At 69.4% G+C, this 14,269-nt stretch carries 16 protein-coding genes and 5 tRNA genes; 8 read left to right on the top strand and 13 right to left on the bottom strand.

Features of this window, described 5'->3' with window-relative positions:
- Window positions 1-101: 101 nt before the first annotated feature.
- The 10 genes from AB0I81_RS05985 to AB0I81_RS05940 all read right to left on the bottom strand — a co-directional run bounded on the left by AB0I81_RS05985 (window position 102) and on the right by AB0I81_RS05940 (window position 5,274).
- Complete coding sequence (locus tag AB0I81_RS05985) at window positions 102-449, bottom strand: phosphotransferase (RefSeq protein ID WP_360650690.1); 348 nt, start codon at window positions 447-449, stop codon at window positions 102-104.
- Between the two features lie 35 nt (window positions 450-484).
- A complete protein-coding gene (locus AB0I81_RS05980) occupies window positions 485-706 on the bottom strand; it encodes a hypothetical protein (protein WP_360650687.1) in 222 nt (73 codons plus the stop codon).
- A 274-nt stretch (window positions 707-980) separates the two neighbouring features.
- Window positions 981-1,493, bottom strand: a complete 513-nt coding sequence (locus tag AB0I81_RS05975; RefSeq protein WP_360650684.1) for a DUF6879 family protein — start codon at window positions 1,491-1,493, stop codon at window positions 981-983.
- Window positions 1,447-1,737, bottom strand: a complete 291-nt coding sequence (locus AB0I81_RS05970; RefSeq protein ID WP_360650681.1) for a hypothetical protein — start codon at window positions 1,735-1,737, stop codon at window positions 1,447-1,449. The genes AB0I81_RS05975 and AB0I81_RS05970 overlap by 47 nt, the downstream gene beginning before the upstream one ends.
- Window positions 1,738-1,992: 255 nt before the next feature.
- A tRNA-Val gene (locus AB0I81_RS05965) sits at window positions 1,993-2,067 on the bottom strand.
- Between the two features lie 21 nt (window positions 2,068-2,088).
- A tRNA-Gly gene (locus AB0I81_RS05960) sits at window positions 2,089-2,160 on the bottom strand.
- A 50-nt stretch (window positions 2,161-2,210) separates the two neighbouring features.
- A tRNA-Cys gene (locus AB0I81_RS05955) sits at window positions 2,211-2,281 on the bottom strand.
- 15 nt (window positions 2,282-2,296) lie between these two features.
- Window positions 2,297-2,368: transfer RNA gene (locus AB0I81_RS05950), tRNA-Gly, on the bottom strand.
- A gap of 91 nt (window positions 2,369-2,459) precedes the next feature.
- On the bottom strand, window positions 2,460-4,598 hold the full coding sequence (locus tag AB0I81_RS05945) for an N-acetylmuramoyl-L-alanine amidase (RefSeq protein ID WP_360650678.1): 2,139 nt from the start codon (window positions 4,596-4,598) through the stop codon (window positions 2,460-2,462).
- A gap of 64 nt (window positions 4,599-4,662) precedes the next feature.
- Entirely contained in the window at window positions 4,663-5,274 is a 612-nt protein-coding gene (locus tag AB0I81_RS05940; protein WP_360650674.1) for a TetR/AcrR family transcriptional regulator, read from the bottom strand.
- A gap of 55 nt (window positions 5,275-5,329) precedes the next feature.
- Between AB0I81_RS05940 and AB0I81_RS05935 the strand changes: the two genes are divergently transcribed.
- The 8 genes from AB0I81_RS05935 (at window position 5,330) to AB0I81_RS05900 (ending at window position 12,708) form a co-directional block, all read left to right on the top strand.
- A complete protein-coding gene (locus AB0I81_RS05935; RefSeq protein WP_360650671.1) occupies window positions 5,330-6,166 on the top strand; it encodes an ABC transporter ATP-binding protein in 837 nt (278 codons plus the stop codon).
- Window positions 6,138-6,896 carry an ABC transporter permease gene (locus AB0I81_RS05930; protein WP_360650667.1) on the top strand — a complete coding sequence of 253 codons (759 nt, stop codon included), beginning with the start codon at window positions 6,138-6,140 and terminating at the stop codon, window positions 6,894-6,896. The genes AB0I81_RS05935 and AB0I81_RS05930 overlap by 29 nt, the downstream gene beginning before the upstream one ends.
- 69 nt (window positions 6,897-6,965) lie before the next feature.
- The gene (locus AB0I81_RS05925) at window positions 6,966-7,241 is read left to right on the top strand and encodes a hypothetical protein (RefSeq protein ID WP_360650664.1); all 276 of its coding nucleotides are present in this window, start codon (window positions 6,966-6,968) and stop codon (window positions 7,239-7,241) included.
- A gap of 12 nt (window positions 7,242-7,253) precedes the next feature.
- On the top strand, window positions 7,254-9,074 hold the full coding sequence (glmS, locus tag AB0I81_RS05920) for a glutamine--fructose-6-phosphate transaminase (isomerizing) (protein ID WP_360650661.1): 1,821 nt from the start codon (window positions 7,254-7,256) through the stop codon (window positions 9,072-9,074).
- A 47-nt stretch (window positions 9,075-9,121) separates the two neighbouring features.
- Window positions 9,122-9,895, top strand: a complete 774-nt coding sequence (locus AB0I81_RS05915; protein WP_360650658.1) for an SAM-dependent methyltransferase — start codon at window positions 9,122-9,124, stop codon at window positions 9,893-9,895.
- A 72-nt stretch (window positions 9,896-9,967) separates the two neighbouring features.
- Window positions 9,968-10,987 (top strand): tripartite tricarboxylate transporter substrate-binding protein, encoded by a 1,020-nt coding sequence (locus tag AB0I81_RS05910; RefSeq protein ID WP_360650655.1) that lies wholly within the window; start codon window positions 9,968-9,970, stop codon window positions 10,985-10,987.
- Window positions 10,988-11,080: 93 nt separating this feature from the next.
- Complete coding sequence (locus AB0I81_RS05905) at window positions 11,081-12,175, top strand: mechanosensitive ion channel domain-containing protein (protein ID WP_360650652.1); 1,095 nt, start codon at window positions 11,081-11,083, stop codon at window positions 12,173-12,175.
- A 457-nt stretch (window positions 12,176-12,632) separates the two neighbouring features.
- Window positions 12,633-12,708 (top strand) — tRNA-Pro (locus tag AB0I81_RS05900).
- Between the two features lie 160 nt (window positions 12,709-12,868).
- Here AB0I81_RS05900 and AB0I81_RS05895 read toward each other — a convergent pair.
- From AB0I81_RS05895 to AB0I81_RS05885, 3 genes are read right to left on the bottom strand one after another with little or no spacing between them, the layout of a single operon-like run.
- Window positions 12,869-13,342, bottom strand: coding sequence for a hypothetical protein (locus AB0I81_RS05895; RefSeq protein WP_360650649.1), 474 nt, complete (start codon window positions 13,340-13,342; stop codon window positions 12,869-12,871).
- Window positions 13,343-13,350: 8 nt separating this feature from the next.
- Entirely contained in the window at window positions 13,351-13,683 is a 333-nt protein-coding gene (locus tag AB0I81_RS05890) for a hypothetical protein (protein ID WP_360650646.1), read from the bottom strand.
- Window positions 13,684-13,694: 11 nt separating this feature from the next.
- Entirely contained in the window at window positions 13,695-14,207 is a 513-nt protein-coding gene (locus tag AB0I81_RS05885; RefSeq protein ID WP_360650643.1) for a hypothetical protein, read from the bottom strand.
- Window positions 14,208-14,269 lie beyond the last annotated feature (62 nt).

The following is a 14,269-nucleotide window of genomic DNA, read 5'->3' as shown; positions in this document are numbered from 1 at the left end:
GGGATCGTGGCCGGGGCCGACCTGGAGACGGATGCCGTCCATGCCGGTACGTGAAACAGGTGACGTACCAGGCTCCCGGCCACGCTGGATCAGAATGGTCCTCAGTGCGGAGGCAAGTGCCTGTGCAGGGACCACCGGTGCGCCATGTCAGCCGCACGGAGCTTCCAATCCTGGGGATCATGATCTGCCGCCCGTCGCCAGGATCGGTAGTTGGCGATCACGAATTCGTCCAGCACGGTTCCGTCCTGCCAGGTCGCCAGTTCTCGCCCCCAGCCCTCCGCACCATCGATGGGGTGACCGGCCACCATCAGCCGGAAGGCCAGCATGGCGGGCTCCACCCAGGCGGCTCCCTTGCACGCCCAGGCCCAGTCCACCAGGACAGCTCGATCCCCCGAGATCAGCACGTTCTCTGGGTGCAGGTCGGTGTGTAGGAGGTGGTTTCCGGTCATGGCGGGCAAGTCGCCGTAGTGACGCTCCACGCCCCTCAACGCGCGCCTGCGACCTCGTTCAGGGCCTTGACCTGAGCCTCATCCATGACCCCACCGGCCCAGATCCAAGCGCCGTATTTATGGTCAGCCTCCACCGGGCGGAGCCCGTCGAACCGCCCGTCCTTCGCAGCCTTCTGGAACACCTCGTACGCCAAGGCGGAGGTGAAGACGTGCTGAACGGTCTTGCACACCGCCCGGTCGTGGATCGGGATGGTCATCTGGTCGCCATCATGTTCAGGAACAAGCCTTGGCCGACCTCGAACTTCCAGTCGCACCAGTACTTGGCGCTCATCAGCGCCAGGCGTTCGGGGCAGGTCAGGTCACAGAGTTGGACCTGCGTGGTTCGGCCAACTCGACGGACAGCGAGGCAGTGGTCGGAGGAGGCGGGCGTCTTGGCGTCTGAGGATGCGTTCAGCCCTGCGTCGAGGCGTAGATTACGAAGCCTGATCCCGAACGCCTTCCGGGCCTCCGCTGACTGGTCCTGCACGTGCGTCAGGCCGGGTGGTACTCGCGGTGGGGGATGGCCACCGCGTAAGCCACCTCGAAGACCTCCAGGCAGCGAGCAACGATAGCTGGGTCATCGGTGAGCTGAATGTCGGCTCGTTCTCCGTTGCCGTCCAGGACGTTGAACATCGCGAACTTGCCGTCCAGAACGAACATGTCATTGGCCGGGACGACAAGGGCAGAAGCGAGCCGCCGGGGCAGCCAGCGCAGATCCTCTCCCGCATCGACGGCCATGCCGGAGTAGCGGACGGACATGCGCTGGTAGTCCGACAGGGGTTCGGATATCAAGCGCACCCGGCGCAGATGCCTTCCGCCTCTCTCCTTCTCTTCGACCTTATCGGCCCATTGCCGGTAGGAGGCGGCCACCGCATCGAGGTCGGCCGCGAGAAAGAGCTTCAGATCCTCCTTATCGGCACCGTAGTAGTCGTGAAGCTCCAGCTTGCAGGTGTCGCGGCTAGCCCGCGCCAGCGCACCCCGCCTCTGGACTGAGATCGACTCCATACCGCTCCTTGGCGTACATCCGCACGAACCGCTCGGCCAGCGCATCAGGGATCTCGACGAAGGTTTCGTCGTCCTTCAGCGCACGTAGTTGGACCGCCACACGCTCTCCATGGCGGAGGCCCTGCACCATCCAGCTTCCCTCGCTCGTGCGGTAGAAGCTGGGGCAGTCCTCGACATCCTTGGAGTCGGGGTCCTTGCAGTAGAAGGTAAGCGAGAGATCGCCTCTGCTGCTGTTGTCTTGCACGAGATTTCGCCCTCCTGGACCACGCCGTGAGCACCCTAAGAGTCAGCTAGAGATGCGCAGAGTCAAGGTGCCGGTCACATACGATCTGACCTGGGGATCTAGTGACTCTCGGAGGGTCGGCACGATGTCTGCGCCCGTGCTGACATGTAGGGTGATCAACCACAAATAACAAGAAGCCCCAGACTCGCGGTTGTGGCCGTGAGCTGGGGCTTTGACTTGTCTTTAACCAGGTCAAACCTGATCTGCTATGGAGCATGGTGGACGATACTGGGATTGAACCAGTGACCTCTTCCGTGTCAGGGAAGCGCTCTCCCGCTGAGCTAATCGTCCATTATTGAGTTGGAAACTCAGAGCGGAAGACGGGATTCGAACCCGCGACCCTCACCTTGGCAAGGTGATGCTCTACCACTGAGCCACTTCCGCGTGGTGTTGTCTTTACTTTAGCGGATCCCGGAGGGTCCGCCGATCGGTCGAGGTGGAGACGGGATTTGAACCCGTGTAGACGGCTTTGCAGGCCGCTGCCTCGCCTCTCGGCCACTCCACCAGGAGTCTTGCTCCGAGCGGAAGACGGGATTCGAACCCGCGACCCTCACCTTGGCAAGGTGATGCTCTACCACTGAGCCACTTCCGCGTGAACTCCCGGCTACGCGTGCCGGGCCACGGGAAAACCATATCGCCTCCGAAGAGTGCCCGTGCGCACGGTGCGTCCGGTGGGGTGAAATTCAGCCGATCAGGCGCACGTCCTTGGCCATCACGAACATCACCCGGTGGCCGAGCTGGATCTGGTGATAACGGGTCTTTCCCGTGGTGGTGACATGTTTGGCGGGGGAGTAGGCGTTGGCGGCGTAGTAGGAGCCGGTGATCGTGTCACCCACCGTGTACGTCTGCCCCGGAGCGATCTTGTACTTGAGCGGGGTCAGCGGCTGATAGGCCGCGCTTTTGTAGGCGGATTTTTCCGGATACGCCCGCCCGTACACCTTCACGTTGCCCGACAGCGGCGTCACCATGGGCCCCTTGGCCGGGACGGCGGTCGGGTTCGCGGCCGGGTTGTGGAACCACGCCTTCTGCCCCAGGTACCAGATGGCCGTCCAGTCCCCCTGCCGGGCCGCGACCGCGTAGCGCTGGCCGGTCGAAGCGCGGGCGCTGTGGTCGTACACGCTGTGCGTGCTCGGCTTGCCGGGATGTTTGCCCAGGTCGGTGACCAGGGAGGCGGTCGGGCTCGGCGCGGTGCGCAGCCACACGGTGGCGGCCCCGTGCGAGGGGCAGGCCACGGTGGGCTTGGTGGTCACGCAGCCGGTGAAGTACGCGCGGTGCTTGTTGTAGGACGGGCGGATGATGATGGAACCGCCGTCCTTGGCCGCCTTGAACGGCCGGTCCATGAGCTCGAAATAGTGCTCCCAGTCCCAGTACGGGCCCGGGTCCTCGTGCATGCCCGCGACCGTCTGCGGGCTCGTGCCCGGCACGTTGTCGTGGCCGATGACATGGGCGCGGTTGAGCGGGATGTCGTACTTGTCGGCCAGGAACTTGACCAGCCTGGCCGACGACCGGTACATCGCCTCGGTGTACCAGGCGCCGCCCTTGGCCAGGTAGCCCTCGTGCTCGATGCCGATCGAACGGGTGTTGACGTCCCAGTTGCCCGCGTGCCAGGCGATGTCGTTCGTCGGCACGTGATGGGCGACATGTCCGTCGCGGGAGCGGATCGTGTAGTGCCAGCTCACGTACTTGGGGTTCCTGACGAGGGAGGGGATGCCCTGGTAGGAGCCCTCGGTGTCGTGGATGACGAGGTAGTCGACCGAGCGCTTGCGGGCCAGGCGGTCGTGGTTGCCGTAGTCGCGGTCCTTCTTCTTGCCGAAGCGCTTGTAGGCGGCGGGCATCCATTCACAGGAGAGGGAGGACGGGCATTCCGCCTGCCCCGCCGGTTGCCCCTTCGGCCCGTAGCCGGTGCCGGGGGACCACGTTGAGGTGGATGTGGGCGGTTGTTGTGCGGGGTTGTCCTCCGAGGTGGGTGCGGGGTTGTCCTCCGAGGCGGGTGGGGTGTCGGTGTCGAGCTGCTCGTTGCCCACGGGCGGGGCGTCGTCGTCGGTGACCAGTTCGTCGGTGGTGGGCCGGGCGTCGTCGTCGGCCGCCGGCTCGTTCGACGCGGGCTCGGCGTCCGGGTCGGCCTGGGTGGTGGGCTCGGCGTCGTCGTCGGCCGTGGCCATCGGCAGGGGCGGCACGGGCAAGAGTCGTACCACATGGCCATCGTCGGTACGGCGCTGCGCCCCCTCCCGCATCACCGCGAACACCTCATCCGCGAACGCCCGCGAGGCCGCCGCGTCATCCGTCCCCGCGTACCGGGCGACGGCCGCGTGCCAGTCGGCGGGATCGGAGCTGGGCCGCTCCTGGTAGGAGGCGAGGAGGGCGGCCCCGGCGCGGATGTTCGCGGCCGGGTCCGCCCGCAGCAGGGCGGGCTCCACGCCGGCCAGCCGCCCGGCCTCGGCGAGGGTCGTCCGGGGCGGCGGTTGCGACGTGCGCAGGGCCGAGCGCGACAGCACCTCGGACAGCGAGCGGGACATGGGACGGGAATCGTCCCCCCGTGGGTCGCCGGAGGCGTCGCCGATGTGGCCGTGCGTCCGCGCGTCCTCGGGAAAGGCGTCCACCAGGTGCATCGGCCCGTACCCGCCCGCCGTGCTCGGCCGCCCCCCGTTGGCGTCCCACCGCGACTCCAGGTACGCCACCCCGAGCAGCACGCTCTCCGGCACGCCGTACTCCCGCGCCGCCGCCGCGAAGTCGGCCTGCCGCCCGGGAGCCGCGCCGCCGTAACCCGTAGCGGGTACGGCGAGGACGCCGGCGGCCAGGACGGCGGCGAGCCAGAGCTGCATGACCATCTCCTCAGGAACGTCACGATTCGACTACTCACCGTAACCATTCCCAGAATGGGATGTGTCAGACGGGTCGGATGATACGCATGAGATCCGCTAGATCCGCAGCGAACTCCGCATCCCAGTCATCGACCTCCAGATGCCCCGCCAGCCGCCGATGGGCGGGAGCGTCCGGGCCGCCGCGATGCGCCCGCGACTCGTTCGACGCCGCGGAGAAACGCCCGTTCACCTCGGAGACCGCGAACCCGAGCACGAACGTGCTGACCAACCGCTCGATCCGCGGCACCTGCGCCTCCGGCACCCCCGCGTCGAGCAACGCCTGGTAGATCAGGTCCACCACGCGCACCCCGTCCGGCGTCACCGAGGAGCGGAAGAGCAGCAGTGGGAAGACCGCGGGGTGCTCGGCGGCCATCCGGCGGGTCGCCCACGCGAAGGCGCGCAGCCGCTCCTCCCAGGTCGCCCCGTGATCGGCGGGGGCCAGGCCGGTGAGCAGGCGGCCCACGAGGCCGTCGAGCAGTTCGTCCTTGTTGCGGAAGTAGCCGTACAGGGCCATGGGCGTCACCCCGATGCGCTCCGCCACGGCCCGCATGGACAGGGCGTCGAGCCCGCGCTCGTCGGCGATGGCGAGCGCCGCGTCGAGGATCTCCGGCTGACGGGAGGTCTTGAGCTTCCGCACGGCCTCAGTCTACAGTGTAGAGCAGTCTACGCCGTAGACCAAGAGGGTGATCGTCATGCTGGTCGCTGACGGGCTGGTCAAGCGCTACGGCGACGTCACCGCGCTGGACAGCTTCGACCTGCGGGTGTCGCCGGGCGAGATCGCGGGGCTGGTCGGGCACAACGGCGCGGGAAAGACGACGTTCTTCGAGGTCGCCGCCGGGCTGATCGCGCCGGACGCCGGGTCCGTACGGGTGGATGGAGAGGTCGGGATGGCGCCGCAGCGGCTCGCGCTCTACCCCAGCGTCACCGTGCGCGAGACGCTGCGGCTCTTCGGCGGCCTGGCCGGGCTGCGGGGCGGCGTACTGGCCCGCGCCATCGAGGCCACGGCGGCGGAACTGGCGCTCGAAGAGGTGCTCGACCGGCGGGTGAGCGTGTTGTCGGGCGGCCAGCAGCGCCGCACACAGGCCGCCACCGCCCTCCTGCCCGACCCCGGCGTGCTGCTGCTCGACGAGCCCACGGCGGGCGCCGACCCCGAGACGCGCGCCGCGCTGCTGCGGGCCGTGCGCAAGCGGGCGGATCGCGGCGCGAGCGTCGTCTACTGCACCCACTACCTGCCCGAGCTGACCGAACTGGGCGCCACAATCGCCGTCGCCAGGAACGGCCGGGTGATCGCCAGGGGCACCGGCGCCGAGTTGCTCAAAGACCTGCCGGGGGAGGTCAGGGTCACGGTGGACGGCGGCGAGGAGATCGCCGTGCCCACCACCGATCCCACCGCCACCCTGGCCGCGCTGCTGCGCGACCTGCACGATCGCGGCCGCCCGGTGCGCGGCGTCGACATCCGCCAGCCGTCGCTCGACGACCTCTACAGGGAGTTGTCCCATCATGCGGACCACGCGAACCATGCGTGCTGAGTCGTTGCGCCGCATCGCCGTGCTGGCCGGGCACAACGCGCTGCTGCGCAGGCGCGACCCGGCCCACTTCGTCAGCTACCTCGTCATGCCCATGGTGCTGATGCTGATCTTCAAGGGCATGCTCGGCGAGGCCACGCAGGCCGTCACCGGCCTGCTGGTGATGTTCTCGGTGTTGTCGATGGCCGACGTAGCCACCGCCACCCTCACCGAGCGCGTCTGGCACACCTGGGAACGCCTGCGCGCCACCAGGGCCAGGATCCCCGAGATCATGATCGGCAAGGCCCTGCCCGTCTTCGCCGTGCTCGTGATCCAGCAGGCCGCGCTGCTGGTGTACGGGGTGCTCGCGGTCGGCATGCGTCCCGCCGGTCCGATCTGGCCGCTCGCGCTGGCCGTGGTCGCGTGGTGCTTCGCCCTGCTCGGCGTGGGCACGGCCATCGCCGGCGTGGTACGCAGCCAGGGCGAGCTCAGCACCCTGTGCAACATCGCGGCACTGTCGGTCAGCGCGCTGGGCGGGGCGCTGGTGCCGTACGCGCTCATGCCCGCCTGGGCGCAGGCCGTCGCACCGGCCTCGCCCGGCTACTGGGCCACGACCATGTTGCAGGCCGCGGTCGAGGGCGATCTCGCGGGTACGGCCGGCCCGGCGGCGGTGCTCATCGGGCTCGGACTGGCGGCCGGAGCCTTCGCCTGGTGGCGGTTCGGCAAGGGCTGGGACCGTACGGGCATGCTCTAGACGCATTTCCTGCCCGATATCGGGCAGGATGTTGGCGTGTCTCGTTCCAGCGCCGTAGTGTCCTCGTCTGTGTCCACGGCACGGCATCCGTACGAAGATCTCATCGCCCACCTCACCAGGACGAGCCCGCTCGGCCCAGGAGAGGCGGCCCGGGTGGTGGCCGACGTGCTGGCCTACTTCTCCGAGCCCGTCGAGGAGTTCGTCCGCCGGCGCCACGGGGAGCTGAAGTCCAGGGGCTTCACCAACGACGAGATCTTCCCCCGGATCGCCGGCGAATTACGGGGCCGCCGGGTTGCGGCTCCAGAGCTGTCCCTGAGGCAGCTACGAAGGATCGTCTACGGATAAGAGGAGACCTCGATGTGCGGAATCGTGGCCTATGTCGGCCCCAGGGACGCTGCGCCCATCCTGCTGGAGGGCCTGCAGCGGCTTGAGTACCGGGGCTATGACTCGGCCGGGGTCGTGGTGTCCAACAAGGGACTGAAGGTGCGCAAGGTCAAGGGCCGGGTCGCCGATCTGGCCAAGGTCGTGCCGGCCAGGTTCAAGGGCGGCCTGGGCATCGGGCACACCCGGTGGGCCACGCACGGCGTGCCCAGCGACGTCAACGCCCACCCGCACCTGTCCGGTGACGAGCGCATCGCCGTCGTGCACAACGGCATCATCGAGAACGCCGCCGAGCTGCGCGCCAAGCTGGAGGCCGACGGCGTGACGTTCGCCTCCGAGACCGACACCGAGGTGCTCGCGCACCTGATCTCGCACGCCGCCGACGAGAACGACTCGCTGGAGGAGGCCGTCAGGAAGACGCTCAAGAGCGTCGTCGGCACGTACGGCATCGCCGTCGTGGACGCCCAGCGGCCCGGCGAGGTGGTCGTGGCGCGCAACGGCAGCCCGATCGTGCTGGGCATCGGCGAGAAGGAGATGTTCGCCGCCTCCGACGTCTCCGCGCTGGTCCGCTACACGCGCCAGGTCGTGCACCTGGAGGACGGCGAGCTGGCCGTGCTCAAGGCCGACGGCTTCCACACCTTCGCCAGCGACGCGCGCGAGACGGCCAAGGAGCCGCTGACCGTCGACTGGGACGCCGGCCACTACGACACCGGCGGTTATGAGCACTACCTGCTCAAGGAGATCTCCGAGCAGCCCGAGACGATCACCCGCACGATGAGCGGCCGCCTCGACGAGCGCTTCCACGTGGCCCACCTCGGCGGCCTGAACATGGACGCCCGCGAGACGCGCGGCTTCCGCCGGGTGAAGATCATCGGGTGCGGTTCCGCGTACTACTCGGGCCAGATCGGCGCGCAACTCATCGAGGAGCTGGCGCGCATCCCGTCCGACGCCGAGCCCGCCAGCGAGTTCCGCTACCGCAACCCCGTCGTGGACCCCGACACGCTCTACGTCGCGATCAGCCAGTCGGGGGAGACCTACGACACCCTCGCGGCCGTGCAGGAGCTCAAGCGCAAGGGCGGCCGGGTCATCGGCATCGTCAACGCGGTGGGCAGCGCCATCGCCCGCGAGGTGGACGGCGGCATCTACCTGCACGCGGGCCCCGAGGTCTCGGTGGCCTCGACCAAGGCGTTCACCTCGACCTCGACGGCGTTCGCGCTGCTGGCGCTGCACCTGGGCCGGGTGCGCGACCTGTCGCCCGCCGACGGGCGGCGCGTCGTGGAGGGCCTGCGCCGGCTGCCCGGCCAGATCGAGGAGATCCTCCAGCAGGGCGACAAGATCGCGGAGCTGGCCAAGAAGTACGCCCCTCATCCGAGCATGATGTTCGTCGGGCGCGTACGGGGTTACCCGGTGGCCCGCGAGGGGGCGCAGAAGCTCAAGGAGATCTCCTACGTGCACGCGGAGGCGTACCCGGCCAGCGAGCTCAAGCACGGCCCGCTCGCGCTGATCGGCCCCGACATGCCGACGGTCGCGATCGTGCCCGACGACGAGCTGCTGGACAAGAACCTCACCACGCTCGGCGAGATCCGCGCCCGTGGCGGCCGGGTGCTCATGGTCGGCCACCGCGAGCCCGGCCCCAAGCTGGCCGACGACTCGATCGTGATCCCCAAGAACGAGATCGAGCTCGACCCGATCCTGCTGACGATCCCGTTGCAGCTGCTGGCCTACCACGCGGCCGTGGCGCTGGGCCGCGATGTGGACAAGCCGCGCAATCTGGCCAAGAGCGTTACGGTCGAATAATCGCCTGGGTAGTGTTATTCGGCTGCGTACGACATAAATTCGGTAGTGTGCGGCAGTTCGACCACCACAGGCCCAATCCCGCACGCATGTACGACTACATGCTCGGCGGGAAGGACAACTTCGCGGTCGACCGCCAGGCCATCGACCAGCTCGCAGAGCTGATCCCGGAGGCGGTCCCGCTGGCCCGCGCGAACCGGGCCTTCCTGCAGCGTGCCGTACGCTACGTCGCCCGAGCCGGGGTCGACCAGTTCCTCGACCTCGGCAGCGGCCTGCCCACCCAGGGCAGCGCACACGAGGTGGCGCCCCGGGCCAGGGTCGTCTACGTCGATTCCGACCCGGTGGTCGCCGCGCACGCCGCGATCCTGCTCCGGCGCTCGCCTGGCATGGCCCGGTTCATCCACGCCGACCTGCTCGACCCGGTGAACGTACTGACCAGGGCCGGTGAGTTCCTGGACCTCGACCGGCCGATCGGAGTGCTGCTGGTCTCGATCCTGCACTTCCTGCCCGACTCGGCGGATCCGCAGGGGGCCGTGGCCAGGTTGCGCGAGCTGATGGCGCCCGGCGGGTTCCTGGTGATCTCGCATGCCACGACCCTGGGGCACCTGGAGGATGAGGAGCGGGCCAGGGGCTTCTACGGAGGCCCGTCCGCCAGCGGGGGCACCGACCGGACGCCGGGGCAGATCCGGGAGTTCTTCGGTGGCTGGCCGCTGGAGCCGCCGGGGCTCGTACAGGCCACGGACTGGCGTCCCGACCGGCCCAAACTGGTGGGCGACTGGTCGCTGCCATCGTCCCTGATGGCCGGCACCGGCAAGAAACCCTGAAATATCGCGATATTGGTGGCGGACTGGGACCCCGGTGTATAGCTCTCCGTAATGGGGCAATAACCTGGAGTAATGCGGGGATATGGGGAGCGGGGGCCGTCCAGGAGGCGGTTCCTCGTCTGGGGGCTGGGCCTGGCCGCCGGCGCTGCGGCCTGCGCCGCCGGTTGCGGCACCGAGCACGCGGGCGGCGGGGGTGTGGACGCGCTCCGTACCCGTTTCTCGATCAATCCCGGCGGGCCCCGCTGGGCCAGGGCCGGGCGGGCGTTCGCCGGAGTGGCCCGCGCGGCCGGGTTCATGGCCGGCGGCGGCCCGGAAGCCGGCCGGGCGGCGGGCTTCGGGTCGGCGATCACCCTGACCGGCCTGCCCGCGCTGGCCGCCGCCGAGCTGAACAACGCCCAGAGCCTGCTCGACGACGCCACCCCGCTGGCCAGGCTCAGCGGCGAGGTCGAGGTGGTGGTCGTGCCGGACGGCTCACCCCTGCGCGACTTCGACGACTTCGGCGCCCAGCTGCTCGCCCGCCCCGGCCAGACGCCGCTGGCCGGCGGGCCGCAGGGCGAGCCCGACCACCTGCTGTTCGGCCTGATCGCCAGGGCGCTGGGCGCGGACGGCAGGCAGGTCGACTACAGCGGCTACCCCAGCAGCGGCGAGGCCGTCACCGCGCTGCTCGCGGGCAAGGCCGCCGCCGCCGCGGGCCCGCTGCGCGACTGGCGCGCCGGCATCGGCCGCGGCCGGGTCAGGGCGCTGGCGGTCTCCTCGGCCCTGCGCGTGCCCGACCTGGACGTGCCCACGCTGCTGGAATGCGGCGCACGCGTGGACTTCGCCGACTGGGTGGGCGCGTTCGGGCCCGCGGGCATGTCCGACGAGAGCCGCGACTCGGCCGTACGGATGTGCGCTGAGGTGATCGGCTCCAGCGCCTGGGAGGCGGCCTGCCAGGCGGCCGGCTGGTTGCCGATCCCGCTCTCCGGCGACGACTTCGCCAACTGGCTGGACACCGAGATCGCCAGAACCCGCGCCGTGCTGCGGGACCTCGGCCTGCTCCCCACCGCCAAAGAGGACACGACCTGCTGGGTCAGCTGCGGCAACGGCCACTAGGCACCGGGCCGGTTTCCTACAATGGCTTACCGAGTGGCGGTTGGGGGCAATGGGACCCCTGAAGAGACGTTCTAAGTTTTTGGGGGCTTAAGCGTGCGGTCTCTGGCGGACTGGCCGATCCTCGTCATCTCGGTGGTCGGGTCGATCCTCCTGGTGGAAGTGGCCCGGCGGGTGCTCAACCGGGTGGGGCGCAAATGGGCGCTCGCGCGGCACCTGGTGGAGCACTGCACGTGGCCGGCGTTCTCGGTGGCCGCCGTGGTGGCCTTCAACCTGGCGTTCGGGCCGGACATGTTCGGCGACTCGGGAAGTGATCAGGCCACCGCCGGGACGGTCGAGCGGGTGCTCGGCCTGGCCACGATCGCCGCGGTCACCTGGCTGATCGTGCAGGCCGCGTACGCGCTGACGGACGTCATCCTGGACCGGCTGGTGCTGGTCGAGGGGGAGCGCAACCGGCGGGCGCGGCGCATCATGACGCAGATCGCGCTGGTCCGCCGCGTCGCCGCCGCGATCATCATCGTGATCGCGGTCGGCGCGATGCTCTTCTCCTTCCCGCAGGTGCGCGCGCTCGGCGCCGGACTGCTCGCCTCGGCCGGGATCGCCGGCGCCATCGTCGGCATCGCCGCCCAGCCCACGATCGGCAACATGCTCGCCGGGCTCCAGCTCGCCTTCAGCGACGCGCTCCGGCTGGACGACGTGGTCGTGGTCGAGAACGAGTGGGGGCGCATCGAGGAGCTGACGCTCACGTACGTGGTGCTGCGGTTGTGGGACGAACGCCGGCTGGTGCTGCCCGTGTCGTACTTCACCCAGAACCCGTTCGAGAACTGGACCAGGCACGGCAGCCGGGTGCTCGCCGTGGTGCACCTGCGGGTCGACTGGTCGATACCGGTCCCCAAACTCCGCGAGGCGCTGTATGAGTTCCTTCAGGAGAGCCCGCTGTGGGACCAGAAGGACTGGACGCTGCAGGTCACCGAGGTGCTGCCGAACGGCCTGGTCGAGCTGCGGGCCCTGATGAGCGCCGCGGACGCGCCCTCCTCGTGGGACCTCAAGTGCGACGTACGGGAGTTCCTGGTCAACTACGTCAGGGACAACCACCCCGACTCCCTGCCCCGCTTCCGCGTCGACACCCAGGAGGACCGGGCGGACCTGAGCTGGACCAGAGATCGGGGTCCGGTGCGGGAAGAGGATTGAGAGGTTCCCTCCACCTCCCCGTGAAGGCGGGGCATTGTTCCCTCACGGCGAGTTCAAAGCCGGTCGCCGCGCGCAATGTATGCAGTATGACGGCAAACACCAAGAAGAACTGCTCATGCGGACACGGATCATCCTGTTCGTGCGCCAGTAGCTGCAGTTGCGGCTGCAACGCCTGATCCGCGGCGCGTACCCCCGAAGGGCGGGCGTCCGGCAGTGAAGCAGTTTCATTTGCCGGAGCCCGCTGCGCCATTAAACAAGTGGCGCCGGCCTCGATCGCCGGTTTACCGTGGACATCGTCCAGCAGCGAGCAGAAAGGCGGCGAAGTGAGTTACCTGAGCATCTCACGACCGCCGGCCGGCCTGTCCGAGCTGCGGCGATGGCTTTCCGGATAACCATTTACAGGTTGTCGGGAAAGCCGCCTCGGAATTCTTCCGGGGCGGTTTCTTCATACGTGTGACCGAGTGTGGGGCAGTTTGGTCAGCCCGCCTGCCTTGGGAGCAGGAGCACCGCAGGTTCAAATCCTGCCGCTCGGACTCGGCCCTGAAAGAAAAGGGCCGCGGGTACGGCCTGGCCGACGGGAATGGCGCCCCCCGGCCGGACCACGCCCCCGCCCCGGGCCGGCCCACGCCAGTCCAGCCCGGGGCCCAGCCACTCCGGCCCGGAGCTCAAGAACGAGACTCCCGGGTTCGGCGCTCATGAGCAGGAGGGGCGTGCCTGCGCCGGAGGCTTCGCGGGCAGCCCGAGCGCCCTGAGCGTGCCCTTGAGGTACGCGGGGGCGCGCATCCAGCCGGGACTCACGACGTTCTTCTGCGCGGGCGTGTGGACGACCGGCCGCGTGCCCGCGTACGGGTAGACGTACTGGACGACGACCGGCAGATCGACGCCGGGCTCGTACCAGTCGATCCGGTAGCGGGGCCCGAGGCCGCCGTCGGGGCGTCGGGCCGAGAACACGTCGGGCAGCCCTTCGAGCAGCGTGTTGTTGACGGCGGTGCCGGTGCGCACGGTGTTGAGCCGCCGGTCGTCGGCGGCGGTCCCCGGCTTGATCTCGATGGGGCGCGACAGGCCGGGACCGGTCAGCGTGCCCCGCTCCACCAGCTTGGCGGCGGCGGGAGAGGCGATCACGAGAGGGAGCAGCGCCACCGTGAGTACCACGAAGAGACGTCTCATGTTTTCTCCTACCGCCGGATGGCCGGCGAGGTTCCCAGGAGGTGACGGAGCCTGAGCCCCGCGAGCGTCCAGGCCAGCCGGAGCGCCGCCGCCCGCCGGCCGGGGGCGACGAGCCTGGCGCCCCGCCACCACAACGGTACGCCGCCGAGCAGCCGGGCCGAACCCTTCTCGTCCTCCTCCACGGCCAGCGGCCTGGCACACGGACGCTCTCCCCGTACGACGGGGAACTCCACCGGCAGGTGCGGGTCCCGGCAGGAGCGGACCAGCACGGGCACCGCGAGGATCCCCGCCAGTTCGGCCGCGATCGCCGAACAACCCCCGCAGGAGCTGTCGGCGATCACGACCAGCCGCCTCACCACAGCGGCCCGGAGATCAGCAGCCCGGACGTCAGCGCGGTCACCGTCCCCACGACGGTGGCCGCGGCCAGCACCCTGGCGTTGGCGTGCCACAGGTCGCTCCACGCGCCGTCGTCGCTGTGCGCGATGCTCGTCGCCGCCATGCCCCAGCGGGCGATCGCGAAGCCCGTGGCCGCCGCGGCGGCGCCGTACCAGGGGAGGGCCAGCAACATCGCCAGCAGCACCAGGTGAGGCTGGGCCGACGGCGAGTACGTGCGCATGCCCGTGCCCATCTCGAAACCGAACTGGATGCCGCCCACGAACCGGCCCTTGTGCACCACGTGCTCGGGCACCAGCCGCGCGTTCTCCGGCACCGGCACGTTGATCAGGCCGAACTCACGCAGGACGACGATCGCCGCGAGCAGCGCGAGCAACCCAAGCCGTACGGATGCGGGGACCAGAGCCTGCACCACGCCGCCGAGCACCACGGCGACCAGCGCGACCGTCCACGCCCCGAGCAACAGTCCCACGCCATAGACGGCGAGGGCGCCACGACCGCGCCAGACCGACGCGCTCAGCAGGAAGGCCGAGT

It is taken from the genome of Nonomuraea sp. NPDC050404 (assembly GCF_040655495.1).
Taxonomy (GTDB): domain Bacteria; phylum Actinomycetota; class Actinomycetes; order Streptosporangiales; family Streptosporangiaceae; genus Nonomuraea.
This window is presented reverse-complemented; position numbering and strand designations above follow the sequence as displayed.

Bases quoted from the DNA above. Each gene is read 5' to 3' on its own strand.
- AB0I81_RS05985 (WP_360650690.1), bottom strand. From the start codon at position 449: ATGACCGGAAACCACCTCCTACACACCGACCTGCACCCAGAGAACGTG.
- AB0I81_RS05980 (WP_360650687.1), bottom strand. From the start codon at position 706: ATGACCATCCCGATCCACGACCGGGCGGTGTGCAAGACCGTTCAGCAC.
- AB0I81_RS05975 (WP_360650684.1), bottom strand. From the start codon at position 1,493: ATGGAGTCGATCTCAGTCCAGAGGCGGGGTGCGCTGGCGCGGGCTAGC.
- AB0I81_RS05945 (WP_360650678.1), bottom strand. From the start codon at position 4,598: ATGCAGCTCTGGCTCGCCGCCGTCCTGGCCGCCGGCGTCCTCGCCGTA.
- AB0I81_RS05935 (WP_360650671.1), top strand. From the start codon at position 5,330: ATGCTGGTCGCTGACGGGCTGGTCAAGCGCTACGGCGACGTCACCGCG.
- AB0I81_RS05930 (WP_360650667.1), top strand. From the start codon at position 6,138: ATGCGGACCACGCGAACCATGCGTGCTGAGTCGTTGCGCCGCATCGCC.
- glmS (WP_360650661.1), top strand. From the start codon at position 7,254: ATGTGCGGAATCGTGGCCTATGTCGGCCCCAGGGACGCTGCGCCCATC.
- AB0I81_RS05910 (WP_360650655.1), top strand. From the start codon at position 9,968: ATGCGGGGATATGGGGAGCGGGGGCCGTCCAGGAGGCGGTTCCTCGTC.
- AB0I81_RS05895 (WP_360650649.1), bottom strand. From the start codon at position 13,342: ATGAGACGTCTCTTCGTGGTACTCACGGTGGCGCTGCTCCCTCTCGTG.